The 26,669-nt window shown below is 43.0% G+C and carries 16 protein-coding genes; 7 read left to right on the forward strand and 9 right to left on the reverse strand.

The annotated features are described in order from the left end of the window. Window positions 1–343: 343 nt before the first annotated feature. Together V7K98_RS05795 and hslO are read right to left on the reverse strand one after the other, a co-directional pair. Window positions 344–2,416: a chromosome segregation ATPase gene (locus V7K98_RS05795; RefSeq protein WP_335019871.1), complete on the reverse strand. Its 2,073-nt coding sequence runs from the start codon at window positions 2,414–2,416 to the stop codon at window positions 344–346. Between the two features lie 154 nt (window positions 2,417–2,570). Continuing rightward, window positions 2,571–3,476 carry an Hsp33 family molecular chaperone HslO gene (hslO, locus tag V7K98_RS05800; RefSeq protein WP_335019872.1) on the reverse strand — a complete coding sequence of 302 codons (906 nt, stop codon included), beginning with the start codon at window positions 3,474–3,476 and terminating at the stop codon, window positions 2,571–2,573. Window positions 3,477–3,616: 140 nt separating this feature from the next. Between hslO and V7K98_RS05805 the strand changes: the two genes are divergently transcribed. Beyond that, window positions 3,617–4,003: a hypothetical protein gene (locus V7K98_RS05805; protein ID WP_335019873.1), complete on the forward strand. Its 387-nt coding sequence runs from the start codon at window positions 3,617–3,619 to the stop codon at window positions 4,001–4,003. A 66-nt stretch (window positions 4,004–4,069) separates the two neighbouring features. On the opposite strand, the gene V7K98_RS05810 is transcribed toward V7K98_RS05805, so the two are convergent. From V7K98_RS05810 to hisD, 4 genes are all read right to left on the reverse strand, one after another. Continuing rightward, window positions 4,070–4,684 (reverse strand): hypothetical protein, encoded by a 615-nt coding sequence (locus tag V7K98_RS05810; protein ID WP_335019874.1) that lies wholly within the window; start codon window positions 4,682–4,684, stop codon window positions 4,070–4,072. Window positions 4,685–4,792: 108 nt separating this feature from the next. Then, complete coding sequence (locus tag V7K98_RS05815; protein ID WP_335019875.1) at window positions 4,793–5,389, reverse strand: Uma2 family endonuclease; 597 nt, start codon at window positions 5,387–5,389, stop codon at window positions 4,793–4,795. Between the two features lie 32 nt (window positions 5,390–5,421). Continuing rightward, window positions 5,422–5,847 carry a universal stress protein gene (locus V7K98_RS05820; RefSeq protein ID WP_335019876.1) on the reverse strand — a complete coding sequence of 142 codons (426 nt, stop codon included), beginning with the start codon at window positions 5,845–5,847 and terminating at the stop codon, window positions 5,422–5,424. A 378-nt stretch (window positions 5,848–6,225) separates the two neighbouring features. Continuing rightward, entirely contained in the window at window positions 6,226–7,527 is a 1,302-nt protein-coding gene (hisD, locus tag V7K98_RS05825) for a histidinol dehydrogenase (RefSeq protein WP_094330482.1), read from the reverse strand. Between the two features lie 684 nt (window positions 7,528–8,211). Here hisD and rpsT point away from each other — a divergent pair. From rpsT to V7K98_RS05850, 5 genes are all read left to right on the forward strand, one after another. After that, window positions 8,212–8,511, forward strand: a complete 300-nt coding sequence (rpsT, locus tag V7K98_RS05830; protein WP_335019877.1) for a 30S ribosomal protein S20 — start codon at window positions 8,212–8,214, stop codon at window positions 8,509–8,511. A 349-nt stretch (window positions 8,512–8,860) separates the two neighbouring features. Further along, window positions 8,861–9,646, forward strand: a complete 786-nt coding sequence (locus tag V7K98_RS05835) for a TatD family hydrolase (protein ID WP_335020000.1) — start codon at window positions 8,861–8,863, stop codon at window positions 9,644–9,646. Window positions 9,647–10,389: 743 nt separating this feature from the next. Next, window positions 10,390–13,689, forward strand: a complete 3,300-nt coding sequence (rpoB, locus tag V7K98_RS05840; protein ID WP_334892376.1) for a DNA-directed RNA polymerase subunit beta — start codon at window positions 10,390–10,392, stop codon at window positions 13,687–13,689. Window positions 13,690–13,825: 136 nt separating this feature from the next. After that, the gene (locus V7K98_RS05845; protein WP_335019878.1) at window positions 13,826–15,703 is read left to right on the forward strand and encodes a DNA-directed RNA polymerase subunit gamma; all 1,878 of its coding nucleotides are present in this window, start codon (window positions 13,826–13,828) and stop codon (window positions 15,701–15,703) included. A 120-nt stretch (window positions 15,704–15,823) separates the two neighbouring features. Next, a complete protein-coding gene (locus V7K98_RS05850; RefSeq protein ID WP_335019879.1) occupies window positions 15,824–19,876 on the forward strand; it encodes a DNA-directed RNA polymerase subunit beta'' in 4,053 nt (1,350 codons plus the stop codon). Between the two features lie 146 nt (window positions 19,877–20,022). Here V7K98_RS05850 and V7K98_RS05855 read toward each other — a convergent pair whose 3' ends face one another. Next, on the reverse strand, window positions 20,023–20,604 hold the full coding sequence (locus V7K98_RS05855; protein WP_335019880.1) for a Uma2 family endonuclease: 582 nt from the start codon (window positions 20,602–20,604) through the stop codon (window positions 20,023–20,025). A 139-nt stretch (window positions 20,605–20,743) separates the two neighbouring features. Between V7K98_RS05855 and V7K98_RS05860 the strand changes: the two genes are divergently transcribed. After that, complete coding sequence (locus tag V7K98_RS05860) at window positions 20,744–22,078, forward strand: hypothetical protein (protein WP_335019881.1); 1,335 nt, start codon at window positions 20,744–20,746, stop codon at window positions 22,076–22,078. 145 nt (window positions 22,079–22,223) lie between these two features. Here V7K98_RS05860 and V7K98_RS05865 read toward each other — a convergent pair whose 3' ends face one another. After that, window positions 22,224–22,760, reverse strand: a complete 537-nt coding sequence (locus tag V7K98_RS05865; protein WP_335019882.1) for a GAF domain-containing protein — start codon at window positions 22,758–22,760, stop codon at window positions 22,224–22,226. Window positions 22,761–23,023: 263 nt separating this feature from the next. Next, entirely contained in the window at window positions 23,024–26,509 is a 3,486-nt protein-coding gene (locus V7K98_RS05870) for an Eco57I restriction-modification methylase domain-containing protein (protein WP_335019883.1), read from the reverse strand. Window positions 26,510–26,669: the final 160 nt, after the last annotated feature.

Consider the following 26,669-nt stretch of genomic DNA (forward strand, 5'->3'; position numbering starts at 1 on the left):
ACTTAAAAATATTGTGAGACTCATTTAGGAAAGTTTCTGCTTATACCATTTCTTTATGAGGCTGTGCCAAATTTTCTTGGCTTCTTCTTTCTTTGTGTCCTTTGCGTCCTTTGCGGTTCGTTCCTCATATAGTTTGGCGCATCTTCATACAGAATTGGTATTACACCCCTATATTCCTAATATAGAAAGGACTTACCCAAATAATAGTCAAAACCCTGATTTTCTGTAGGGGCAATTCATGAATTGCCCCTACCAAGTATAGTTTTGCATAAGTCCTAACACACTTTATAAAATGCTGAATCAAAAGGTTTTAAAGGTTTTAACTGAATCGTGAATAACGATATTACTGCCCATTAGGAGTAGTAGTTGATTGAGGAAATGGTAGAGATTCAGTCTGGGGCTGAGGTTCAGGTTTAGGATTCAGAAAATCCTGCCAAGTCTTAATTTGCTCTTGCGCTGCACTGTAAGCAGCACTACCACGTGGAATCGATTTTGCAATATCAATCCCTCTAGCAATATCAGACTGACCCTGAGAGCGTGCTATTTCTAACAATTGCTGACTCCATTGGTCAATAGCCAGATTCGCATCCATACGTAAGATGCTATTGTTTGAAACCCGATCTGCCAGTCGTATTGCTTCAACTAAAGCTTCTGTTGTGCCAGCCGCGCCAACTTCCTGGGCTTTTTTCCAATTTTCTTTGGTGCGGATTTGTCCTTCCCAGTCATTGACCGCAGCTTGTGCTTCTTGTGAAAGCGCCCTGCCCGACGAGGCAATTTGTTGAGCTGCACTAATGGCGGCAGTGAGATTTCCACTCTGAGCCAGTTCTTGTGCTTGATCCAAGTAGGGTTGGTCTTGAATTCGCTGAATTTTTCCTACCCAAGTACGAATTCTTTTCCGTGCCTCTGGATATAATGCCCGACCTCTACGAATTTCGCTAGCCTGAGCGATCGCAGCTTGCAAGGAATTGATATCATCAAATATTGCAATCTGTTCAGCGCGGTCTAGATAAGGTTGGTCTTCAATCGTCTCCACTTGGGCCTGCCAGCGACCGATTTCTTGCCTAGCTTCTGTCGCACGGGGGTTACTTGCAGGAATGAGTTCCACTTGAGCGATCGCAGCTGTTAAATTCGGGACTGTTCCCTGGCTTGCCAATATTCTCGCTTTTTCTAGATTGGCAACATCTTCAATTTCCAACTGCCAACTAGCAATCAGTTGCTGGGCCTCGTTATACACTGGTCTAGAAGGATCGATTTGTTGTGCTTGAGCGATCGCAGCCTGTAAACCAGAAACGTTACCGATCCAAGCACTCCTTTTCGCGTCAGCTATGGCGATAAAGTCATCTGTTTCGCCCTGTAGTTTCGCACTCTCTGGAATTTGTCTAGCAATATTCAGGGCTTCATCGGCATCCCGCTTGTCTAGTTTTGCCTGTGCCAATTCCAGCATTTTGCGTCCAAATGTGGGAATCGCTTCCTGAGCTTTTTGATAAAGGTAACTTTCTTGCCCAATAGACTCAGCTAGCTTGATAGCTTCCACTAAATTATCGACAACTTTGCTGTTTGCTAAACTTTCAGCTTTTCCTAACTTATCGCCATCTTCTCGTGCTGTGGCAATTAGACGATTCAATTGATCGTATTTAGTACCCGCCCAGTATTGATTATCTACACGCAGCATTTTGGCGGATAACATGAATGCCGATTGCCAGCGTCGCTCCTTTACTTCTGCGATCGCACCGTTGTATGTGGCTTCTGCCTTTGACCAGATTGTTTGCCATTTGTCAACTTGTTCATCGACTAATTTATAAGCTGCCAAATCTTCGGGTATCTTGCGAGCAGTTGCGATCGCTTCCTCTAAATTCCCTGTTTGGAAACTTTGATCGGCTAGCTTCAAAATATCCCGTGACCATTCTTCAATAAAACGATCGATTTCTCCATGCAACGGGTGATTTAATGGTAGTTCCTTCACCAGAGCGATCGCTTGCAATAAATCGTTCACTGTTTCCTTAGAAGCCGCTAACTGAGCGCAGTGTAACCGCACAGAAGCACTAGCTAGCGGCCAGAAAATCGAGGGGCAATTAGGGGCAGATGGCAACTTTAGCAACATTGCCATTGCCAATAATCCTACACTGCCAGGAATCAACATTAGTAGTACCAGCCATAATGTCCAGCTTTTCATCCAGCGTGGCCATTTCCCAGAATTACTACTGAGTTGGGCAGTTTCTTCTGAATTACTATTTATAGGTAATCCTTCTTTATCGTTTTTTTTTCGCCGCTTCACTGACTTGGAGTTAGAACCAGTAGCTGGGACATCAAAGGGCTGAGTTTCACCGAATTGTTCTGTTCGGGATAATCTTTTGTTTTGATCTGGCTCTCTATCATCGGCTGAAGACCAACTATCTGGAATATCCCGGTCTGTCATCTCTCACACCAAAATAATTGAATAGCGCTCTGTTTTAGGTTGATAATTCCATTGTTGACATAGTAACTTTCTCATGATTAAAAAGCTACTTTTTTGATTATCTCTCTCCACAGAGTACCATTAACAATCTAAAAAATCAGTGCTAGTTTATACTTTATCCTGAAACAGTAGATTCAGCTTGCAAATCGGCAATTAGTTGAACTAACTGATCGCTACTTGCCTGATAAACATTGCCGCAGAAGTCGCAAATTGCTTCAGCACCATCATCTTTAACAATCATATCTTGTAGTTCGGCTTCTCCCAAAATCTTCAGTGCCCCTAAAACGCGATCGAAAGAACAACCACAATGGAACCGCAGCATTTGCCGTTCGGGAAAAATTTCCAGTCCCATATCTCCCAACAAGTCACTAAAGATTTCAGTTAAATTCTTCCCGGCTTGCAATAATGGCGTAAATCCTGCCAAACCAGCGACTCGTGATTCCAATGTTTCTACTAAAGCTTCGTCTCTAGCAGCTTTTGGTAACACTTGTATTAGTAATCCTCCAGCCGCAGTTACTCCACCTGCTCCCACGAACACACCTAAAACTAAAGCTGAAGGTGTTTGTTCGGAACTCACCAGATAATGAGCCACATCATCACCAATTTCGCCAGAAACTAGTTCTACAGTACTAGAGTAAGGATAACCATAACCGATATCCCGCACAACGTATAAGTAGCCACCACCAACTGCACCACCAACATCTAGCTTACCTTTGGCATTGGGAGGCAATTCCACAGATGGATTCCCCACATACCCGCGTACCGTACCATCTAACCCAGCATCTACCAATATGCCACCCAAAGGCCCGTCACCTTTTACTCGGACATTGACCCTTGATCCACTTCGCTTCATACTAGAAGCCATTAACAGACCCGCCGCCATAGTCCGACCCAGTGCTGCCGTTGCTACATAAGAAAGCTTGTGTCGCCCCCGTGCTTCTTCTGTTAAACGTGTGGTTATCACACCTACGGCACGAATTCCACCTTCGGCTGCTGTTGCACGAATTAACTGATCCGCCATGAATAACCTTACATTTCTTAACAAGTTCACTTTTTCTATTCTAAGTTCTCTGCTGCTAGAAAAGTGACACCGTAACGATCGCTGATTCTATTTGCAATATTAGAAATAGTAATGTCTCACCTTTAGGCAATCTTAGAAAAATGCTAGGTAATTTTCAACAAAGTCAACTACGGATCGAAATTGAAGCGCCAATAGATGCAATTCGTAACAGTCTGCTGCATCCAGAACAACTACAAAAATGGCTCTTAGGACAACGCTTTGCGCCAGGAATGCCAGAAGAACTACTTCCAGGATTTCAGTTTACATCCTGGACTGGTCCAGTCTCGATTCATCATCAAGTAGAGGTTATAAAATCCAACTGTCTCCGCTTGCTACTCAGTGGAGGTATTGACGGGTTTCACGAATGGTACTGGGGAGAAGGCTGGGTGCAATCGCGCTTGGAAGGAGTTTCACTTTTGCCCTTGAATTTGGGTCAAACCCTGAATTTGTTGAGCTTGCGTCAATTTCTGGCAACTCAAGGACGTTGAATTAACTGGAGTTGAAGGGATTGGGAATTGGGGCATTGGTTATTCTTTCCGTCTCCAATCCCCAGTTCAAGAACCAGAAATAATACCTACAATAATTTTTACCAATACAGATAAGTCTTCTGGAACTTGATAGCGTTTCTGGTCTTGAGTCACCTGACGATTTGCACGATGAAAAACCCCAAAGCGCCAGTCTTCACCAGTCGTAACTGCTCCATATAGAAGTTCGGATGTAGATTTAGTCCATTGGTCAAGTGCTATTAATTCAACAGCGAGTTGAGTAAATCCTCGAACTAAATCTGATTGTTTAGCTTCAATGACTAATAAATTTTGAGGCGCTGCAATGTAGTAGTCGAGAGTCCCTTTTAGATAATCATTGACAGCAATAGAATATTCTATATTTAGTCTCTGATTAGTTAAATTGCAAACTTCAAACAAAATTGGACTAATTAAAGCTTCCCGCCTCGTAGTTTCATTAACTAAATCAACATGAGAAAAATTACGGCGAAGTTGCTGCTGTAAGAATTGGATATCTAAAATTTCTGATGATTCAGGTAATGTTAGATTTTTTCTTTCAATAGTGCAATTTAATTCAGCTAAAATATCATCAATTGCGAAAGGTAATTCAAAATATCGGCTAAAACTATAAGATTCACCAACTTGGAGAATGCGGCGGGAACTCATAAAAACCTCAGCCAAATTTATCCTCCTATTTTATACAAACTTAGTCAAATCAAGTTTTAGACTCCAGATGAGCAATTGAATTAGATTTTTTAAATCCTTAAATTACTTTTAATCGTCAGCTGTTAAGACTTGTTCAACTGTTAATTCTAACTCTGGAAAAGTTTGAGATTTAATCTGTTCAGAACCAACAAACTCTACTGGTTCGTATAATTCTTCTATTAATGTGAAGACAGTTACTTTGTTGATTAATAGATCGACAATCCAATACTCTGAAATATTTAAAACGTTATACTCAACTCGCTTGGCTCGATAGTCTACAGTTTTTGTAGATTCGCTGACCACTTCTACAACCAGCAAAGGAGGTGATTCATTGAGTTCAATAACCGCTTCTCGGCTTCTCAACTCCCGCCACTGAGATAATGGCATCACAACAACATCTGGAATTCTCGATGTATCCCATCTGCCAGCACGGGGGGAACGAACACCGATAACCATTTGTTTAGAAGTCCAATCTAACTTTAGTCGGAGAATTTCTGATCGAAAGCAAACATTGAGAAATTCTGTTACCGCCCCATGTTGCCCACTTCCCAGACTCATGGGTATTAGTTCTCCATTAACCAGTTCATAGCGGGTATCAGTGCCATCATCATAAGCTAGATACTCTTCAAAGGTAAGTCGTTTAGTAACTGCTGGGGTTGTAGTCATGGCACGATCGCTTGATTTGCCTTTATCTGATTCTAATTTGGCTTCACAACAAACACCGAACAATTCGCTTCTTCCACAACTTGACTGCTAACAGAACGCTGGACAATTCGCTTCATCCCAATCAACCCCCGACTACCAATTACGATCAAGTCAGCTTTGTAAATATTGGCAAGGCGAATAATCTCTTCAGCAGGATCGCCAGTTACTAATTCTAACTCACTTGTGACTGATAATTTTTCCTGGTAGGATTGCAACTGTTTTTCCAACTGGAAATAAGAAAATGTTGAGGACTCTGGTTGAGGATGATCAGCAGGTAGTTCCATTTCTGACTCTGCCGTGGGAAATACATGACAGAGGATAACATTGGCATCTTTTGACAATGCCAAATTATCTAAACTCTGAATTACTCGTTCTCCAATTTCCGAACCATCCAGAGCTACCAAAATATTTTTTAGCACCGCTCTCGTCTCCTAATAAAAGTAGACTCATTACATTAGTATGTAGCAAAACTTGTTGGCAGGGACACTAAATTATTTTTCCATCTGCCTATTTAGTATATATACTTCGAGGCTATGCCATAAATCGGTTTCACCCAACTTTGACGCTAATGCTTTCCCGGAAGATATTTTCGCCAGTTCTTTGAGACACTAACCCGCGTCTAAAACTGTTCACTGGCTAACTACAAACACAACTTCTTTTTTAAGAACTCAGCACAATAGGCGGGCAATGTCTAGTAGATGCCCGCCAAAAGGCTTAAAACAGGGTAGCAAAAAATTTATTGGCTACCTCGTGAGTTGCTTTTGTCAATAGTCTTAGAAAATATTAACCATTCCAAATCACTCTTCTTGCTGAACTCGGCGGCGAACTGAATCAGCATGAGAAGGTAAGCCTTCTGCCGTTGCTAGCACATCAATGGCACCAGCCACATTTTGCAGCGCAGTTTGGGAGTATTGAATAATACTGGAGTGTTTCAGGAAGGTTTCAACCCCTAACGCCGAGGCATAGCGGGCAGCGCCAGAAGTTGGCAAGGTGTGATTAGGCCCTGCCAAATAGTCTCCCACAGCTTCTGGCGTTGAGTAACCCAAAAAGATTGCCCCAGCGTGGCGAATCTGTGGTAGGAGTGCCCAAGGGTCTTTTACTTCTAATTCCAGATGTTCGGGGGCAAATTCATTTGAGAGTTCTGCTGCTGCTTCGAGTGATTCTACAAGGACAATTAACCCATAATGAGCGATCGCTTTTTCTGTGTCTATTCGCCGTGGATGATCCACTAGCTGTCTTTCCAAGGCTAATTGCACGTTTTTCGCCAAAGCCGCATCTGTCGTCAGCAAAATTGCTGCCGCCATTGGATCGTGTTCGGCTTGGGCTAGCAAGTCAGCAGCGACATGCACCGGATTAGCACTTTCATCAGCAATCACCAGCACTTCGCTGGGGCCTGCCAAAGAATCAATGCCAACGGTGCCATAGACAAGTTTTTTCGCTAGGGTGACATAAATGTTACCAGGCCCAGTAATGACGTTCACTTTCGGAATCGTTTCTGTGCCATAGGCTAAAGCAGCGATCGCTTGTGCGCCCCCAATGCGATAAATTTCTTGTACTCCTGCTTCTTGGGCAGCTACCAAGACTGCTGGGTTAATTGCACCCCCTGGGCCTGGTGGTGTCACCATCACTATATGGGGTACAGCAGCAACACGAGCCGGAATTGCATTCATCAGCACTGTGCTAGGATAGGCGGCGCGGCCACCAGGCACATACAACCCCGCTCGATCGACGGGGGTGTAGCGTTTGCCCAGCACTACTTCATCATCGCCAAAGTGTACCCAGCTTTTTGGTACTCGCTGACGATGAAACGCTTCAATTTGGCGACAAGCTAGCCGAAGTGCGCCCAACAACTCCTTTGACACCTGCTGATAGGCTGCATCTAGTTCCGAGCCTGTAACTCGAAGTTCTTCTGCTTTCAGGGTTTGTTTGTCAAATTCGGCTGTGTAATGCAATACAGCTTTGTCGCCTTGGCGCTTCACTGCTTGCAAAACTTCGCGTACCGTTGCTTCTTTGTGAAGCACCTGTTCGTCATGGGTGCGATCGCAGATCCGTTGCAGTTCTGCTCTAACGTCTGCCTGCTGAGTGATGATTCGCAGCATGGAGTAAGGACAATGCCAATAATTATAATATTCACACCTGAGATTTAGTATTGCTCTTGACCCACTGGGGTGTGCAAGCTGACTCTAATTCTCTTCTCTAGCTTAACCTGGATTTTTTTGATACTCTCAAGGTTGCCAGCAAATGGTTTCCTTAAGAAGGCGACTTAATTGCTCAGTCCGACAACCCTTAGAGGCTAGCGGCAGGAAGTAGGCGTGCCATTTCCCACTACCCCTTATACCCTTAACCTTAACTCTTTGCAGAGTCCCGGCGGTGTGCTTACACATCCAAATCCCCCGGATTTTCAGGCGGTTTTTCCTAACTTCTCAGTAACTAATATCTTTACAGACATTATACAGTACCGCTTCTATACTTGAAAACCCCGAAATTTAGCTGTTTACAGTTCTTTGCCTTTGAAAATACATCCTAAATTTCAGGACAGATTACATTGGCAATCAGACCGCTTTATCAGGTGGTGGTGAGTTGTTATGGTAACAATTTTATTTGATAATTAAGTTGTATTTTAGCGCATTTCCTCAATTGACGGCAGAGATTAGGAAGCACGAGAAGAAGAACTATTGTTCAATAGCAAATTTTTTTAGGAAATTATAACATTGGCAATTTGGATGCTATATTAGTAAGTCTAGTAGTGTGTGTACATATTAATAGTATTTTTGGAATTGACTGTGGCGAATACAAAGTCTGCTCTCAAGCGTGCCCAAATCGCAGAACGTAACCGACTGCGTAACAAAGCTTACAAATCAGCAGTTAAGACGCTGATGAAGAAATACTCTAGTGCTGTAGCTGTCTATGCAGCTAATCCTAGCCCAGAATTAAAACAAGAAGCAGAGGCTCGATTGTCCGAGGCTTACGGCAAAATTGATAAAGCAGTCAAACGGGGTGTCCTTCACGCCAACAATGGGGCAAGGAAAAAGTCGAGATTGGCTCATAAACTAAAGCCCGTAACTCAAACAGCATCTGAATAGTCATTGTTGAGGCAGTGCGCTATTGTAACTCAGTAGCTAGCTGAGTTACAAACTTTCTTAAAGTTGTCGTAATTGGCATAAAACGCCAATTGCTCAGGCCAATCTGGTGTAGTCTAGAGGGTTCCTACACCCTTGCTCTATTCCTTTTAGCCCGTCTAGGGCAGAGTTGCCCCATGAGCAACTGCTTTTGCTTATGCCAATTAAAAGAAGTAGTGAGCGTGTTTTCCCTCTGGATCGTATCTGGGGATCGCATAGGGGCTAGCACAGGAAAAAGACTCACCCGGATGATCATTTGTCCTTAGTCGTGATCGAGGCTAACAATTTTATGACTAACGACAAAGAACAAAGAATGCAACTGGTAGACACGCACGTTCATCTCAACTTTGATAGTTTTCAGCCAGATTTAGCAACAGTGCGATCGCGGTGGCAAGAAGCAGGAGTAGTACATTTAGTCCATTCCTGTGTTCACCCCGATGAGTTTGCCAGCATCCAATCCATCGCCCACGAGTTTCCCGAAATCAGCTTTGCCGTGGGATTACACCCTCTAGATGCTGATAAATGGAATAGCGAAACAGCCGAGAAAATCAAAACTTTAGCTAGTTCTGACTCGAATGTAGTAGCAATTGGGGAAATGGGACTGGATTTTTACAAAGCTGATAACTATGAGCATCAGCTGATGGTATTTGAGTCACAGTTAGCGATCGCATCTGAACTCAACTTACCAGTAATTATCCACTGTCGTGATGCTGCTGTGGCAACTAGAGAAGTGTTGCAAAAATGGCGGGAACTCAAAGGGGAAAGAGTGCGGGGTGTTATGCATTGCTGGGGAGGAACGCCAGAAGAAACTCAATGGTTTCTCGATTTAGGCTTCTACATCAGCTTTAGCGGGACGGTAACGTTCAAAAACGCCAAAGCGATCCAATCCTCGGCGGCGATGGTAAGTAGCGATCGCCTGCTGATTGAAACAGACTGCCCATTTCTTGCCCCAGTTCCGAAACGGGGTGAAAGGCGTAACGAACCTGCCTACGTGCTTTATGTAGCCGAGCAAGTAGCTAAACTGCGTCAAGAGACAGTAGAAGCGATCGCCCATCAAACCACCCAGAATGCCTGTGAACTATTCGGTCTGTCAATATAAAGTGAGTTTGAATCTCTTTTATTCGGTTGTGCTAAAAAAAATAAAACTCTAGGAAGGGAAAATATGGTAATATTATTCCCTCAAAAACATTTTGCGTGCGCCATAATGATAAAGGAAGGAACATAAAATTTCTGAGCCTAATTTTCCGTGATGTTATCGGCTTGGCCATCCTCCAAATCTCTACAAGCGGATGCTCTCCACACATGACTAACCGTTCTAAACCAGGTTGAGCTAGAGTTTTGCACAAGATCGGCTTCTGTGTATTTAACCTATACAAAATCCTTAAACGAAATTGCCTTGTGATTACAATCCAGCAAAACGAAGTGATTCTGATTCAAAACCGACAAGGTGCGGATCGTTCCCTCAGTCTTAGGATATCTAAGATATCACTGAGAGTATAAATAGTCGGGTGGATTTAAAACACACCGTCTAGAGCTGCGTCAGCAAATTAACGCGCTTTTTGGAGGGGAAATGAAGAACGTAGATAAAACTCAGGAATATCTCAACAGTATATTCTTCTTAAATCAAGACTATAGTGGGTTTTTGTTGTCTGAGTACCCGACTAGGGGCAATTATCCCCTTGTCCAAATTGCTCATTCCAGCTTTAATCGCTGCGTTTGCCCACACCTGTAAATAGCAAGTGTGTCAGAAGTTCCCAAACAGCTAAGGACACTGGCTAGCAGTGGGAAGCGTCAAACAGCAGTGTCCAAGGGAAATTTTACCAGGTTGAGAAAGGAAGAGGCATGACTAAAGAAACATATATGGAACCGGCCTTTCTGTTGCCCGACTTGATTGAAATCCAGCGAGCCAGCTTTCGCTGGTTTTTGGAAGAAGGGCTGATAGAAGAGCTAAATTCCTTTAGTCCTATTACAGATTATACGGGCAAATTAGAATTGCACTTTTTGGGTCATAACTACAAACTCAAGGAGCCAAAGTACAGCGTCGAAGAAGCCAAACGGCGGGACAGTACTTATGCCGTCCAAATGTATGTGCCCACGCGCCTGATTAACAAAGAAACCGGGGAAATCAAAGAGCAAGAAGTATTTATTGGGGATTTGCCTTTGATGACCGATCGCGGCACGTTTATTATTAACGGAGCCGAACGGGTAATTGTCAACCAAATCGTGCGATCGCCAGGGGTTTATTACAAATCAGAAATTGACAAAAACGGGCGACGTACTTATTCAGCTAGCTTAATTCCCAACCGGGGAGCATGGCTGAAATTTGAAACAGACCGTAACGATTTGGTGTGGGTACGCATCGACAAAACCCGCAAACTCTCAGCGCAGGTACTTTTAAAAGCTTTAGGGTTATCAGACAACGAAATCTTTGACGCTTTACGCCACCCCGAATATTTCCAAAAAACCATCGAAAAAGAAGGGCAGTTTTCTGAAGAAGAAGCCCTGATGGAGTTATATCGGAAACTGCGTCCTGGTGAACCACCCACAGTATTAGGTGGACAACAACTGCTAGATTCTCGTTTCTTTGACCCGAAACGTTATGACCTTGGTCGCGTTGGGCGGTATAAACTCAACAAGAAATTGCGCCTTTCTGTGCCAGACACAATGCGCGTGTTGACTGCTGGCGATATTTTGGCAGCCGTAGATTACTTAATTAATCTAGAATATGACATCGGTAACATCGATGATATTGACCACTTAGGCAACCGTCGGGTGAGAAGCGTCGGTGAATTGCTGCAAAACCAAGTGCGGGTAGGCTTAAACCGTTTAGAAAGAATTATTCGGGAACGGATGACCGTATCCGATGCTGAAGTACTAACTCCCGCTTCCTTGGTGAACCCCAAACCATTAGTAGCAGCAATTAAAGAATTCTTTGGTTCTAGCCAATTAAGTCAGTTCATGGATCAAACCAATCCCTTAGCAGAACTGACCCACAAACGTCGTCTAAGTGCCCTTGGCCCTGGTGGTTTAACTCGTGAACGCGCCGGTTTTGCCGTGCGAGATATTCATCCTAGCCACTATGGACGCATTTGCCCCATTGAGACACCAGAAGGCCCCAACGCCGGATTGATTGGCTCCTTAGCAACCCATGCGCGGGTTAACCTGTATGGGTTCCTCGAAACACCATTTAGACCTGTAGAAAATGGGCGAGTTAGATTTGATCTTCCTCCAGCCTATATGACAGCCGATGAAGAAGACGATCTACGGGTTGCTCCTGGGGATATTCCTGTAGATGAAACCGGACACATTATTGGGCCTCTGGTGCCAGTGCGCTATCGGCAAGAATTTTCCACCACAACACCAGAACAGGTGGACTACGTAGCAGTATCTCCCGTACAGATTGTATCGGTAGCAACCAGCATGATTCCCTTCTTGGAGCATGATGACGCTAACCGAGCGCTGATGGGGTCGAACATGCAACGGCAAGCAGTACCCCTGCTCAAGCCAGAACGTCCTTTGGTGGGTACTGGTTTGGAAGCCCAAGGAGCAAGAGACTCCGGGATGGTGGTTGTATCGCGTACCGATGGCGATGTGACTTATGTGGATGCTACAGAAATTCGCGTCCGTCCTAAAGCTAACACCTCCGAAATTAGATACACCCTTTCCAAATATCAACGTTCCAACCAAGACACCTGTTTAAACCAGAAACCTCTCGTCCGCATTGGTGAAAAGGTTGTTGCTGGTCAGGTATTGGCTGATGGCTCCTCCACCGAAGGCGGTGAATTAGCGCTAGGACAAAATATCGTCGTTGCCTACATGCCTTGGGAAGGCTACAACTACGAAGATGCGATATTAATCTCTGAAAGACTGGTGCAGGATGATGTCTACACATCAATTCACATTGAAAAATATGAAATTGAAGCTAGACAGACGAAACTGGGGCCAGAAGAAATTACCAGAGAAATTCCCAACGTCGGGGAAGATGCCTTGCGCCAGTTGGATGAACAAGGAATCATTCGTATTGGTGCATGGGTAGAAGCTGGGGATATTTTGGTGGGTAAAGTCACACCAAAAGGTGAATCTGACCAACCGCCAGAAGAAAAACTATTGCGGGCGATTTTCGGTGAAAAAGCGCGGGATGTGCGGGACAATTCCTTGCGAGTCCCCAACGGTGAAAAAGGACGGGTAGTTGATGTGCGCTTGTTTACTCGTGAACAAGGCGATGAACTACCACCAGGAGCCAATATGGTAGTCCGGGTGTACGTTGCCCAAAAACGTAAAATCCAAGTTGGCGACAAAATGGCAGGACGACACGGTAATAAAGGGATTATTTCTCGAATATTACCGGCGGAAGATATGCCTTATTTGCCCGATGGTTCACCAGTGGATATTGTACTCAATCCCTTGGGTGTACCCAGCCGGATGAACGTTGGACAAGTATTTGAATGCCTCTTGGGTTGGGCTGGTCAGACCTTGGGAGTACGATTTAAGATTACTCCTTTTGATGAAATGTACGGTGAAGAGACATCCCGCCGAATCGTGCATGGCAAATTGCAAGAAGCACGGGACGAAACAGGGAAAGACTGGGTATATAACCCAGATAACCCAGGCAAAATCATGGTGTATGACGGTCGTACAGGCGAACCCTTTGACCGAGCAATTACCATCGGTGTGGCTTATATGCTGAAACTGGTGCATTTGGTGGATGATAAGATCCACGCCCGTTCTACAGGCCCATACTCACTGGTGACTCAGCAACCCTTGGGTGGTAAAGCACAACAAGGTGGTCAAAGGTTTGGAGAAATGGAAGTGTGGGCATTGGAAGCCTTTGGTGCGGCTTACACCTTACAGGAATTGCTCACAGTTAAATCTGACGATATGCAAGGACGGAATGAAGCGTTAAATGCGATCGTTAAAGGTAAGGCAATTCCTAGACCTGGAACCCCAGAATCCTTTAAGGTGCTAATGCGCGAGTTGCAATCATTGGGGTTAGACATTGCCGTACACAAGGTAGAAACCCAAGCAGATGGCAGTTCCCTAGATGTGGAAGTCGATTTGATGGCAGACCAATCAGCCCGTCGCACACCTCCTCGGCCAACTTATGAATCTCTTTCCCGCGAATCGCTGGATGATGACGAATAAGGATTAGGGAATAGGGCATGGGGCATAGCGCATAGGCAATGGGAAAAACGCCCAATGCCTAATGCCTGTTCCCAATGTTGTAAAACTAAATATACTCAAAACTCATAACTCATAATTCGGAACTCAGCACTTAAGTATGAGACCTGCCCAAACTAATCAGTTTGACTACGTAAAAATCGGCTTGGCTTCCCCCGAACGCATTCGGCAGTGGGGCGAAAGAACATTGCCTAATGGTCAAGTAGTCGGTGAAGTTACCAAGCCAGAGACGATTAACTACCGAACTCTCAAGCCAGAGATGGATGGCTTATTTTGTGAGCGCATCTTTGGGCCCGCGAAAGATTGGGAATGCCATTGTGGTAAGTATAAAAGAGTCCGTCATAGAGGTATTGTTTGTGAGCGCTGCGGGGTAGAAGTCACCGAGTCACGGGTGCGTCGTCACCGCATGGGCTATATTAAACTCGCCGCACCAGTAGCTCACGTTTGGTATCTCAAAGGGATTCCTAGCTATATTTCCATCCTGTTAGATATGCCTTTGCGGGATGTCGAGCAGATTGTCTATTTCAACTCTTATGTTGTCCTGAGTGCAGGTAATGCCGAAACTTTAACTTACAAACAGCTACTCAGTGAAGACCAGTGGTTGGAAATAGAAGACCAAATTTATAGCGAAGATTCTGTGCTGCAAGGCGTAGAAGTAGGTATTGGTGCTGAAGCATTGTTGCGCTTGCTTGCTGATATCAATTTAGAACAAGAAGCCGAAAGCCTACGCGAAGAAATTGGTAACGCTAAGGGACAAAAGAGAGCCAAGCTAATTAAGCGGCTGCGGGTAATTGACAACTTTATCGCCACTGGTTCCAAACCAGAATGGATGGTAATGGCAGTTATTCCGGTGATTCCCCCTGACTTGCGCCCAATGGTGCAGCTAGATGGCGGACGGTTTGCCACCAGCGATTTGAATGATTTGTATCGGCGGGTAATTAACCGCAACAATCGTTTGGCACGTTTGCAAGAAATTTTGGCACCAGAGATTATTGTGCGGAACGAAAAGCGGATGCTGCAAGAAGCAGTGGATGCTTTGATTGACAATGGTCGTCGGGGACGCACTGTGGTAGGGGCAAATAACCGACCCCTGAAATCTTTGTCTGACATTATTGAGGGTAAACAAGGACGTTTCCGACAAAACTTGTTAGGTAAACGGGTTGACTACTCTGGACGTTCGGTAATTGTGGTTGGGCCAAAGCTGAAAATTCACCAGTGCGGTTTGCCTAGAGAAATGGCAATTGAGCTATTTCAACCATTTGTGATTAACCGCCTCATCCGTAGCGGCATGGTAAATAATATCAAAGCTGCGAAAAAGCTGATATCCCGCAATGACCCCAGTGTTTGGGATGTGCTGGAAGAGGTAATTGAAGGACACCCTGTAATGCTAAATCGGGCACCAACGTTGCACCGATTGGGTATTCAGTCTTTTGAACCAATCTTAGTGGAAGGTAGAGCGATTCAACTGCATCCTCTGGTATGTCCAGCATTTAACGCCGACTTTGACGGCGACCAAATGGCGGTACACGTCCCTCTGTCGTTAGAAAGTCAGGCTGAAGCGCGGTTGTTGATGTTGGCTTCTAACAATATTTTGTCACCAGCCACGGGTAAACCCATCATCACACCTAGCCAAGATATGGTTTTGGGAGCGTATTACTTAACCGCAGAAAATCCCGGTGCGATAAAAGGCGCAGGAAAGTACTTTTCTTCGCTAGAGGATGTAATTATGGCTTTCCAGCAAGATCAAATTGACTTGCACGCCTATATTTACGTAAGGTTCGATGGTGAAATAGAATCAGACCAACCGGATACGGAACCCGTGAAAGTGACGGAAAACGAGGATGGTACGCGGACATTAATGTATAAGTTCCGCCGAGTCAGACAAGACGCTAAAGGCGATGTACTTTCCCAGTATATATACACAACTCCTGGCCGCGTTATTTACAACAATGCCATTCAGGAAGCGCTAGCAACTTAATTCGTAATTTCTAATTCGTAATTCGTAATTGAACAATTAATTACGAATTACGTAGCTTGCTTCTCGCGCTTGACGAGTATTACGAATTATTAATTATTGATGACTCAGGACTAATGATTAATGACTAACGAAAAAATGATTTTTCGCAATCGCGTGGTTGACAAAGGTCAACTGAGAAATTTAATTTCTTGGGCCTTTACGAATTATGGTACAGCGCGAACCGCAGTGATGGCGGACAAACTGAAAGATTTGGGATTTCGCTACGCTACCAAAGCAGGGGTTTCCATCAGTGTAGATGACCTGATGATACCACCAACTAAGCGATCGCTCTTAGAAGCAGCCGAGGAAGAAATTCGCGCTACTGAAACCCGTTATCAACGGGGAGAAATCACTGAAGTAGAACGCTTCCAAAAGGTAATTGATACCTGGAATAGTACCAGTGAAGCCTTGAAAGATGAAGTAGTCGTCCACTTCAAGAAGACTAATCCCCTGAACTCCGTATACATGATGGCATTCTCTGGGGCGCGGGGTAACATCTCCCAAGTCCGGCAGTTGGTGGGGATGCGGGGACTGATGGCAGATCCTCAAGGGGAAATTATCGATTTGCCCATCAAAACCAACTTCCGTGAAGGATTAACTGTAACGGAATACATTATTTCGTCTTACGGTGCCAGAAAAGGATTGGTAGATACTGCCTTGCGGACGGCTGACTCTGGTTATCTTACCCGCCGGTTGGTGGACGTTTCCCAGGATGTAATTATTCGGGAATTTGACTGCGGCACCACCAGAGGCCTGACCATTCGACCAATGACAGAAGGTGCCAAAACCTTGATTCCTTTAGGAACCCGCTTGATGGGACGGGTAATTGGCGAAGATGTGGTGCATCCGGTAACAAAAGAATTGATTGCAGCCCGCAATTCGCCAATTCCTGAAGACTTGGCGAAGAAAATTGAAAAATCTGGGGTGGGAGAAGTTGTGGTGCGATCGCCACTAACTTGTGAAGCCGCACGTTCTGTCTGTCAACATTGCTACGGCTGGAGTTTGGCCCACGCCAAGATGGTGGATTTGGGCGAAGCTGTGGGGATCATTGCTGCCCAAAGTATCGGTGAACCTGGTACTCAGCTAACCATGCGGACATTCCACACTGGTGGGGTGTTTACTGGGGAAGTGGCGCAACAAGTTCGTTCTAAAATTGATGGGACTGTCAAACTTCCTCGCAAACTGAAGACTAGAACATATCGGACTCGCCACGGGGAAGATGCCCTCTATGTTGAGGCGAATGGCATCATGCTTTTGGAACCAACAAAAGTAGGTGATGTTACCCCAGAGAATCAAGAGGTTCATCTAACCCAAGGTTCAACACTATATGTATTTGATGGAAATAAGGTAAAGCAAGGACAGTTGTTAGCAGAAGTTGCCCTTGGTGGACGGACAACTCGGACTAATACAGAAAAAGCAGTTAAAGACGTTGCTTCTGACTTAGCTGGGGAAGTGCAATTTGCCGAAGTCGTTCCCGAACAAAAAACTGACCGTCAAGGTAACACCACAACCACAGCCGCACGCGGTGGCTTGATTTGGATTTTGTCTGGGGAAGTTTACAACTTGCCGCCTGGTGCAGAATTGGTGGTGAAAAATGGTGATGCGATCGCTTCTAATGGAGTTTTAGCAGAAACCAAGTTAAGCAGTTTACACGGCGGTGTGGTGCGTTTGCCTGAAGCTACCCCAGGTAAGAGTACTAGAGAAATTGAAATTATCACCGCTTCTGTAGTCTTAGACCAGGCAACGGTGACAGTTCAAAGTTCTCAAGGTCGCAATAACTACTTAGTCTCCACTGGTAACAACCAAGTATTTAACCTCCGAGCTACACCAGGCACAAAAGTGCAAAATGGTCAAGTAGTAGCTGAGTTAATTGATGACCGCTATCGCACAACCACTGGTGGATTCTTGAAATTCGCGGGTGTAGAAGTCCAGAAAAAAGGCAAAGCCAAGCTGGGTTATGAAGTTGTGCAGGGTGGTACTCTGTTGTGGATTCCTGAAGAAAGCCACGAAGTCAATAAAGATATCTCCTTGCTATTAGTAGAAGACGGTCAGTTTGTCGAAGCTGGTACCGAAGTAGTGAAGGATATCTTCTGCCAAAACAGTGGTGTGGTAGAAGTGACCCAGAAAAACGACATCCTGCGGGAAGTTGTGGTGAAGCCAGGTGAATTGCTGATGGTGGACAATCCAGAATCAGTCATCGGGCGAGATAACACCTTCATCCAACCAGGTGAGGAATTCCAAGGTAATGTCGCCACGGAATTGCGCTATATCCAGTATGTGGAGACACCAGAAGGCCCCGCCCTGTTGAGTCGTCCAGTAGTTGAGTTTGCTGTACCTGATAACCCAGATGTGCCATCAACTACATCAGTAAGTCAACAAACTGGACGCTCGATTCAGTTGCGGGCTGTGCAAAGACTCCCTTACAAAGATTCCGAACGCGTCAAATCCGTTGAAGGTGTGGAACTGCTGCGAACCCAGCTAGTGCTGGAAATTGAGCAAGAAGGGGAACAAGACCACAATGCTTCGCCCCTAGCAGCCGATATTGAATTGGTACAGGATACCGAAGACTCAGAAGTTCAACGCTTGCAACTGGTGATTTTGGAGTCCTTGGTAATTCGTCGAGATATTACCGCCGATGCCACCCAAGGTAGCACCGAGACCACACTTGAGGTATACGATGGGATTTCCATCGCCCCTGGTGCTGTGGTAGCACGGACTCAAATCTTGTGTAAAGAAGGGGGGATTGTTCGGGGTGTCCGAAAAGCAACCGAAAACGTGCGTCGCTGTTTGGTGTTGCGCGATGTTGACAGGATCGTTACAAATACTGCTACTCAGCCCAAAGTTAAAGTGGGTGACTTGGTAGTAGAAGGTACAGAAATTGCTCCTGGAGTTTTTGCCCAAGAATCAGGACAAGTAGTGGATATCAAAAATGCCCCTGCTACACCTGGTAGTGACTCAGCGTTGAGTACTAAAAACTACGCTATTACTAGCCGTATTGGTCGCCCCTATCGAGTCAGCCCTGGTGCTGTGTTGCAGATAGAAGACGGCGATTTGGTACAACGGGGTGATAACTTGGTGTTGCTGGTGTTTGAACGCGCCAAAACTGGAGATATCATTCAAGGTTTGCCTCGGATTGAGGAACTACTTGAAGCTCGTAAACCAAAAGAAGCGTGCATTCTATGTCGCCGGGCGGGTGAAATTAAGGTAGTTTACGCTGATGGTGGTGATGAAGCGATCGCTATCAAGGTCGTAGAATCAAATGGTGTGGTGACAGATTATCCTCTGGGGCCTGGACAAAACTTGATTGTGCCAGATGGCTCAATGGTATTAGCGGGACAACCATTAACTGATGGCCCATCTAATCCCCACGAAATTTTAGAAATCTTCTTTAGCCTTGGTTCCGAAGATGGAATCTATGCTTGTGCTAGCATTGCTTTGCAGAAGGTACAGACATTCTTAGTGAATGAAGTGCAAATGGTGTATCAATCTCAAGGGATTGATATTTCCGATAAGCACATTGAAGTAATTGTTCGCCAGATGACCAACAAAGTCAGGATTGATGATGGTGGCGACACCACCATGCTTCCTGGTGAATTGGTGGAATTGCGCCAAGTTGAGCAGGTGAACGAAGCTATGGCAATTACAGGCGGTGCTAGGGCACAGTATACCCCAGTATTGTTGGGTATCACCAAAGCATCGTTGAACACCGACAGCTTTATCTCCGCCGCATCATTCCAAGAGACAACGCGGGTACTTACCGAAGCAGCTATCGAAGGTAAATCTGACTGGTTGCGCGGGTTAAAGGAAAACGTGATTATCGGGCGATTGATTCCGGCTGGTACTGGGTACAATACCTATGAAGAACCTGGTGCAATCGAAGATTATACTGCTGAAATTAGCAATAGTGTCTTAGATGAAGTTGATGATCCCCTGGATATGGTCTTAGATGACCGCACCGCTCGCACCTATAATTTAGATTCTCCGACTCTTGGTGAATCTGGCTTTGGTAGCAGACGTGCAGAAAGGTCAATTCTAGATGAAGAAGATGAATTAATCGCCGATCAAGTAGTAGTAGACGACGATGATTTCGAGGAAGAAGAGGAAGACGACGAGGATGATTTCGACGACGAATAGAGGCTTAAAATTTTGCGTCTCTCTTAAAAGGTAAAAAGTAAAAAGGCAAAAGAAGATTTTCTTTTGCCTTTTTATTTGGCTTTATAAAAACACATTTTTAATCCTCAAGATTCTGGTTTCTATCTTTCAATTTAATAATCAATCAATTACGGTGATTCAGGCGATTCAAAAGTAACATCCTCATATAAATCTGCAACAGCACACCGAAAATCTACACTTTCCAGATGAATGATATCTTCTTTTGCATAGGGATAAAGTACCCATTGTCCTTGTGAGTTACGCCGAAAACACTCAACATTTAACCGAGTTTGACTCACAAGTACATATTCTTGAAGTGACTCCATTTTTCGGTAGTCAGCAAATTTATCACCTCGGTCAAAGGCTTCTGTTGTGGGAGATAGCACTTCTACAATTAAGCTAGGATAACGCAGAAAGTTGTTAAAAGCTTTATCTCGTTGGTCACAACTTACCATCACATCGGGGTAGTAATAGATATTAATCGACTCAATATGTGCTTTCGTGTCTGAGATATAAGCCTGACAACCACTACCGCGCAAATGATTTCTCATCATAGCAAACAGATTTCCGCTAATAATTACATGGGTATTACTTGCTCCTGCCATTGCATAAACCTGTCCCTGTCTATATTCATGTTTAATAGGACTAGTTTCTTCTTCTTTGAGATAGTCTTCTGGGGAAATATAGCTAAAGTCTGGAATTGCGACCATCTGTAATAACCTTGTATGATGCCTTGTATCTAGTTTAAGAGAAGTTTGACGGCTAAATCCGCATAAATCTAGCTATTGCTAGATGTTGTAATTCTCTCAAACGCTATAATCTACATCTATTGCACCGAGAGATTAACTTGTGGATGTCATATTAGAACGATCGCACCAATTAAAACAAGCTTTAGTTGATTTTATCCTTGATGCTGAAGGTGAACTGGCAAAAGCACTGGAAACTTATGCAGCAGAACAGTTGCGTCATGGAAATGGCGATAGTAGGCAGCAGGATTTAACCATCGATAGCTTTCTGACAGCCGGTAAAGTCGGTGACAAATCACCATTAGAGTTGTTTATTGAAAGCCATCCAGATTTAGAAGAGAGCGATCGCAACCTGATCAAAAGCTGGCATCATAGTTTTATTGGCTTATTTGCCATTACAAACATCCTACCTGATGGTTTTGAATTGACGAACTGGCTTACAGATAAAAGCTATATTGTCAAGCCTAACAATACTCAAACATTACAGGCAATATCTCGGTTGAAAGTAGGAGAAATTTTATTAACTCGTATTTCTCCTGTCACTGATAGTTACTGGATGTTATCTGGCCCCTACACAATAATGGGCAAATTAGGTAAACCAAAACTGGCTGTAGCAATTGGTAATTTTAAAGAAAACTATAAAAGTAATCTTTACAGCGATGCTCCAGATTTATTAGAGGAAGCTTGGCAATCAGTAACAAAATATCATCAGCAGTTTGTGGACTTTTTTGGTGCTGATGAAATCACACTATCTGGATATCATCTGAATAAAAAAATAGCCGAATTTCAAGAATTAATTACTGAAAAAACCTTTGCAGAGGCAGGAATTGATCCTTCAAAATCTTTAGCGGAAGTAGCAGAAGCGGCTGGCATTGGAGACGAAGAAATCAAAGCAGCAGCAGAAGAATTTGGTGCTGATTCTAACGTCGTCTCTCAGATGTTGAACAGCAAAGCCGGCAATAGCAAAATGGTTATGCCCAAGGTTGATTTGCCTGCTGAACTCAAGAAAGCAGAACAGGTAACAGCCCTTTCTCATCCGCGTTGGGGACAAATGTTTTTACCAACATATAGTAAGGTGCAAGCAATCTTATCAACAGAAGATTGGCAAAGTATTCAAGGAGCGGAAAAACTAATTCGCTACTATCTCGAAGATAAAAGTATTAATGCCTTTATTTGGCATCGATTAGCACAACAGTATCCAACTCAATTAGAAAATGTGTTGCAAACATTTTTGCAACGTCCAGAATTTCACCTTGAAAGTGATTTGAATGCACTCTTGCAAGAATTCCACAAACCTATTGAGCCAGAGTTACCAGATATTGCCAGTGTACCCATACATTTGCATAATTTATTTCAGGAAGCTTTAGGAGAAGTTAGCAAATCTAAGCCAAAGGGTAAGGGACAAGAAAAGTCAGCTAAGGGTTTTCAAAGAAGTTAAGTAGAGCGGCGTAAATAATTAAAGGTTTGTAGTGAGGACTAAAGTCCTCTCTGCGAGACGCTACGCGAACAAATGAGGGCTGTTCGCGCAGCGTTCCCGTAGGGTAGCCCTCACTACAAAATAATCTCAAGATTTTTTATATTACTTAACTTTCTAAGATGTAAGGGGCTGTTGCTAGAGTTTGTGCCCCTGCTTGCATCATTTCCGTATCTGATGGCAACCAATCATGAGGCCCTTGACAATGATGTGCTGCTAGCAATCCCCATAATCCTCTGGGAATCAAAATTGGTACAACTAGATTGGCACGAACCTGCATATTACGGAGAAAATCTCGGTGACAAGCTTCGATTGGTTCTAATTCAATATCAGCGATCGCCTTTACCCGTCCTGCCAAGTATAATTCAGCATAGCGATCGTTAAAACAACCATCTGGGCCAGTAGAACCAAGTATTGAAAATCCTTTAGAACTCAAAGATTCAAAAGTCACTTGACCTTGCCACTGTCCGTAAAAATAATACAACACCACCCGATCAACCTGAAGCGATTTTCTGAGTTGATTAGTTGTTTGCCGGACTAACTCATCGCGCTGCATTGTTTGAACAAGGCGGTTGAGCAAATCTTGCAAACCCTGTTCAGAGCGATCGCGGCTATGGTTAAATTCTGAGTGAGGATGAATTTGCACAGTTCTAAAATGATGACTAAGTAAATGCTGCCAGATTTATATAGTAGTAATTTATTAGACCTTATAGCGTTTCTTAATCACATGAGTTACATCATAGCCCCCTCCTCGCTTGCGGGGAGGGGGTTGGGGGTGGGGTTCAGTTTTTAAAATAAATTATTAAGAAATTACAATTTTTAATCTGTACTAGAGATTGTAGCAGACTTAGATCCCCGACTTCTTTAAGAAGTCGGGGATCTAAATCCCTTAAAGTTTGCTGTCTCTAGTCAACTTACACGCTGTAGGGGTAATTCATGAATTGCCCCTACTTGGCTACGGTAAGCTTCTAATGCTACTTGTTTAACGGTTGCATTCACAATGGGAAATGTCGTCAGGATGTAGCTAAATTCATCTTCAGTTAAGCCGTAAAGGTGTGCTACCATTCCATCGAGTTCGGCGCGGAGTTTGGCACGTTCTGTTTCGTCGGTAACGCCTTGTTGATGGGAACCTAAACCGACTTCTTGCGCGAGTTCGTCAAATTCTGGTGTCGTGCAGATGAGTTTGGCGGCACGTTGTACAATATCGTTGAAGTTGCGATCGTTTTTTGTTAAACGTGGAACGGGTAGTTGGTAAATGTAAAAGTAATTTAGCGTTGTAGTAACTTTTGTTCGTAGAAGCCAGTCTAAAACAAAGCTGTTCCATACTCCACTAATAAATAATTGGTTTATATTGTCTATTAACTGTTTTCCTTCATCATCAAATATTTTTGCAGTTGGAATTTTGTTACCGTGAAAGTTAGGAGGGATGATAGTTGAAATCATTGTCCTCTCATCAGTATTTCGAGCAATATCACGAAAGCCTAACCTAAAATATTGATAATCCAAATTTTGGCCGTTATCACTTTCATTCCGTTTTAATAAAGCTTTTCTACCTTCTTGCTCATCTACCCAATATCTTGGTTCAGCATATAGATGAGTGAACTGATGAATCATCTTGCCTTCATATAATGGCAATCTTCCTTTAACAGGCTGTTGTTTGAATAAATGACTATCATTTGTCATGTCAAATTCACGGGTTAAGCGCAAATTCCATTTACCTTCAATTTTTTCACCCAGTAAGGGGAACTTAAGCATTTTGTCAGCTATGCGGATATCTACTTCATTGTTAAACTCCATTACAGATAGCGAATCAGGCGATAGTTTACGAACCATATCAATGCTAATCTGCAAGCTATTATCACTAGGAAAACTTTGAAGTTCCTGCACCTCCAAACGCATAAATGCAGATGGAAAATCAGTTGTTGTACTACCTTTAACAAAAGTAAGAACAACTATTTTAAAACTACGATGAACACCTTCAAAGATTTCCTTCCGATTCTCAAAACAGAATAAACCAGTAACTTTAGTTTGACTAAACAACATTTCCCGCAATTGCTTAGTCCCCAAATCAGTGTAGATACCGCTAGGAATTACAATTCCACACTCACCACCTGAACGCAAAAGATTAAAACATTGTTCTGTAAACAGCTTATATAGATTAATATCCGTACCAGCCTTTTTACCATTCACAACAGAAATCTGATTTTTATACTGTTCAGATGAACGATAATAAGCGCTGACATAAGGATATTGACTTTGATATTCTAACCAAGTACTTGCAATTATAGGATTTTGTAAAAGTTTACTCTGTTCCTTCTCAAAATCCTTAATATCCATCTTGTTCTTCGTCACCAGTTCATTATGCTGTGCAAAGAACTCTTTAGCTTGCGGCTTAAATATTTCCCACGGTGGATTAGTAATAATCGCATCAAAACCACCGCGTTCTAAAACCTTATCAAAATGATAACCCCAGTGAAACGGCTTCAAAGCTGCAATATCCTCAACCTTCAAAACACGCTTCTGTGACTTTCCAGTTAACTGAACTTCCTCATACTTAATACCCAAACGCTTACTAAACTCATCCAACAGCAAAAGATTTAACTTCTCTTGCGATTTTTTATTAAGTTGTTCAATATTTGTACGGATGTGAATCAATCGAGTATCTTGAGGTGTATCTGTATCAGGTAATACTTTCGGTAAAAAAGCGTGTTTTTTGTACAAATCAACAGACTTATTTTTCTCTTCTAAAATTTTCTTATAATTATCTGCGGCTAAAGACTGTAATAGATTTCCTTGTAGAGAATTTCCCACAGCATCAAAAGCAGTATCATCTACTTTAATTAAACCAATCAGCGAATTACCCGCCATAATATTAAAATCAATATTAGGCAAAGGCTCTAACTCTTCAACATCGTGAGCAGAAGAAACCAAAGCTAAGAAAAGGCGTAGTTTAGCAATTTCCGTTGCTTCCTCCATGATATCTATACCATAGAGGTTATCAGAAACAATCCGCTTTTTGATAAAATAAGGTAGTGATGGATGGGAATTTTCAATATCTTCAAGTTTCTCCTTGAGGGTAGAATCTCCCATCAACTTAATTGTCCCAAACACCGCACTATAAACTTGAATTAGCGTCTTCATTGCCGCCACAAGAAAAGCACCAGAACCACAAGCTGGGTCAAGAATTGATAAATTAGGAAGAATATCTTCTATTAATAGACGACAAACATTTGCATCCAGCTTGATCAGTAGTTCGTTAATATCCTCAAATGGCTTATACTGATTCGATAGCGAATCATTTACGCGGTCTACAATTAGCTTGTGGATAGTTCTATCACAGAGATATTCTGTAATTTGCGGTCTAGTATAATACGCTCCAAAAGCCTTTTGATTAATGTATTTCTCAAAAATATAGCCTAAAACATCAGGATTTATCTCATCGTCTTTACCTTCTGGCGTATCATCAAGATTCCAAGAATAACGCCCAAATAAATCTAGAACTTGCTCAAACGCTTCATCAACTATAGATATATCATATTTATCTTCAATATGATGTTTAAGAAATAGTCCACCATTGAGGTATTTGACCTTTCCTACCAATTCTTGTACAGATAAATCGCGTTCAAACTCAGGTTTAGCAAAGCTTTCAAAAAACAAAGCCTTGAGAAATTCATTATAAAAATGATTTTCAGCTTTTTGCTTACTTTGTTCAAGCTTATTTTGCAGATAATTTAAATCTTTGTTATCAATAAAACCCTTACGCTGGAGAAAATAAACAAACATCAGACGGTTGAGAATTACCGATGTGTACCAACGTCTATCTGTCTCATTATCAATACCTTTAACAAACTGCAAAAACTTCTGATGTTGCTCTTGAAATTCTTTGTAAAACTTTTTAGTTACAGGCTCAACATCAAAGCCGCGTTGTAGTTTATAAGCAATTTCAACAACCGTCGGTTCACCATGTTCTAACTCAGTAATATCAATAACTAAAGAACCAAGCTTGCTTAAAAATAAGTCTCCTGGTTGACCTTTCACATATAAATGGTCACGAACAAAGCTTTTACTTCCTTCTCGTTTTACCCAATACCAAAGACTACGTGTGCGTTCTTGACCAATAAAAATTAGGAGATTTTCATTAATGAGTTTAGTAACTTCTTGATGAATATCCTTTCTAACTTTAGCCTCTGGGATATTCCCATCCCTTGCGGTGACTTCAAAGATTGCAACACCTGAAAGTTCAGCAATCTTTTGATATTGATACGTGTTATTCTCAATTTTTAAACTTACAGGTTTTTGTCTGGAAGGTTTAGACCAACCTAATTGTTCGATAAATAAATCATTAAATTGAAAGTTATTGAGTAAATCGCGGGTTCGTTGAAAATTCAGAGACATAATTTACCATGCTTGAAAAATAACAAAGAGCATGGTAAAGTTGCCATTCAGAAAATAAATCTGTGGCTATAAAAATTAAGTCTGTGCTGACAGACTTGACAAAACTCTTTTTATAAGAGTTAAATTATTACCATGCTTTTTATACTTTATAAATCCTTTA

The organism is Nostoc sp. (assembly GCF_036917435.1).
Classification (GTDB): Bacteria; Cyanobacteriota; Cyanobacteriia; order Cyanobacteriales; family Nostocaceae; genus Nostoc.